The sequence below is a fragment of the Roseisolibacter sp. H3M3-2 genome, assembly GCF_029211165.1.
In the GTDB taxonomy this organism is placed as follows: domain Bacteria; phylum Gemmatimonadota; class Gemmatimonadetes; order Gemmatimonadales; family Gemmatimonadaceae; genus Roseisolibacter.
The window spans coordinates 1-1,739 of record NZ_JARGEK010000607.1 but is presented as its reverse complement, the minus strand read 5'-3'; the positions used below and the strand labels follow the sequence as shown (position 1 = coordinate 1,739).

Annotated in this window: 2 protein-coding genes and 1 pseudogene; 1 reads left to right on the top strand and 2 read right to left on the bottom strand. The window is 79.1% G+C overall.

Going from position 1 to position 1,739, the window contains the following annotated elements; genetic code table 11:
• Positions 1 to 71: 71 nt before the first annotated feature.
• Entirely contained in the window at positions 72 to 440 is a 369-nt protein-coding gene (locus PYV61_RS25030) for a hypothetical protein (RefSeq protein ID WP_275836604.1), read from the bottom strand.
• 86 nt (positions 441 to 526) lie between these two features.
• Complete coding sequence (locus tag PYV61_RS25025; protein ID WP_275836603.1) at positions 527 to 1,258, bottom strand: response regulator transcription factor; 732 nt, start codon at positions 1,256 to 1,258, stop codon at positions 527 to 529.
• Between the two features lie 241 nt (positions 1,259 to 1,499).
• Here PYV61_RS25025 and PYV61_RS25020 point away from each other — a divergent pair.
• Positions 1,500 to 1,739, top strand: a pseudogene (locus tag PYV61_RS25020) (hypothetical protein); the annotation flags it as partial.

Sequence of the window (1,739 nt, the reverse complement as noted above, 5' to 3'; positions counted from 1 at the left end):
CCGCGAGGGGGACAGACCGTCCCGCCCTGCGGAGCCCCCTCGACGCTCGACGCTCCCTGGCTCGCCGCTCGCTACGCGACCGCGGGCTGCTCCAGCATCGCCGCCAGGTCGATCAGCCCCGGGCGCTCGGCGCGCGGGTGGGCGAGCGGGGCCACGACGGCGCGGGCGCGGGCGCCGAACCCCTCGACGACCGCCGCGGCGTGCGACCCGTCGAGGGCGCGGCGCACGAAGCCGTCGGCGAACTCGCCGAGGCGGGCGGTCGGGAGGCCGGCGCGGGCGGCCAGGCGCAGCGCGCCGACCAGGGCGAGGGCGAAGCGGGCGCCCTCGCAGGCGCCGTCCGGGGAAACCGCGGCGCGGGGCTCGGCGGCCAGCCGGCCGTCGGCGCGCAGGGCGGCGGGCGCGGGCGGGGCGGAGGCGAGGGCGAGGAGCGGAGCGGCCATGGCGGGGTCCGGGTGAGGCGCCGGCGTCGGCGCGGACCCCATGATAGGACGCGCCGGGCGCGGAAGCTTCGCGCCCGGCGCAGATGTCACGCAGTTGTCATGGGTGCCGGCGGGGCCGGCTCGGCCTCGGCCGGGGGCCGGTCGCCGTCCGGCGAGCGCAGCCGGTACCCCACCCCGCGCACCGTCTCGATCGTCGGCGCCGGCGGCTCCGGGCCCAGGCGCTGGCGCAGGCGCATGATCGTCACGTCGACCACGTTGCTCCCGCCGTGGTACCCCTGCCCCCACACGTCGCGCAGCAGCGTCTCGCGCGACTGCGGCACGTCGGCGTGCGCCGACAGGTGCGACAGGAGGGAGAACTCGAGCGGCGTCAGGGCGAGCGGGCGCCCGTCGAGCCACACCTGCCGCCGCCCCGCGTCCACCACCAGGGCGCCGAGGCGGGTGACCGCGCCCACGCCGGCGGTGCCGCGCCGCACCAGCGCCCGCAGGCGGGCGCGCAGCAGGTCGAGCGACACCGGCTTGACCACGTAGTCGTCGGCGCCCGCGTCGAGGACGCGGATGATCACCTCCTCGCGGTCGATGCCCGAGAGCACCAGGACCGGGATCGCGTGGTCCTGCGCGCGGACGACGCGCAGCACCTCGAGCCCCGTGCCGTCGGGGAGCTGGAGGTCGAGGATGATCGCGGTGAACGCGTCGGCCTCGGTCAGCAGCTGCCCCTCGGCGACCGTGGGGGCGTGCACCACGGTGACGCCGTCGGCGGCGAGCCGCCGCTGGAGCAGGCTGGCGAGCTGTTGGTCGTCTTCGACCAGGAGGATGCGCATGACGCGTCGGGGCGGGTCCGGGATCGGGCGAGAGCGAGATAGCGGGTGCGCCCCCGGCGGCGCCAGGGTCCCGGCGCGCCGGGAATGACACGCCGGTGAGATCGTGATGACGCGGCTATCATGCGTATCATGCGGCGCGGCGTGACGCCGCGCGCCCCCCGGCCGTCACGCGCGCGGGGCTGCGCCGCCATACTACGGCGTCCCGGTCGTACCCGTGGGACCCCCACCGTCGTTCCCCGCCGTGCCCCCCGCCGACCCCGCGTCCGACCTGGCGTCCGCCCCCGCGTCCGACCCCGCCGCCCGCGCGCGCGCCCTGCTCGACGCGCTCTCGGCGACGGCCGACGGCGTGCTGCTGGTCGGACGCGACGGGGGGTGCCGGCTGGCGACCGCGCCCGCCCGCGCGCGGCTCGGGGTGGCCGACGGCGCGGCGCTGGAGGGGGCCGCGCGGTGGGACGCGTGGCCGGCGGCGGCGCGCGAGGCG

Excerpts from the sequence above, each read along its gene's own strand:
- PYV61_RS25030 (WP_275836604.1), bottom strand. The coding sequence starts at position 440 with ATGGCCGCTCCGCTCCTCGCCCTCGCCTCCGCCCCGCCCGCGCCCGCC.
- PYV61_RS25025 (WP_275836603.1), bottom strand. The coding sequence starts at position 1,258 with ATGCGCATCCTCCTGGTCGAAGACGACCAACAGCTCGCCAGCCTGCTC.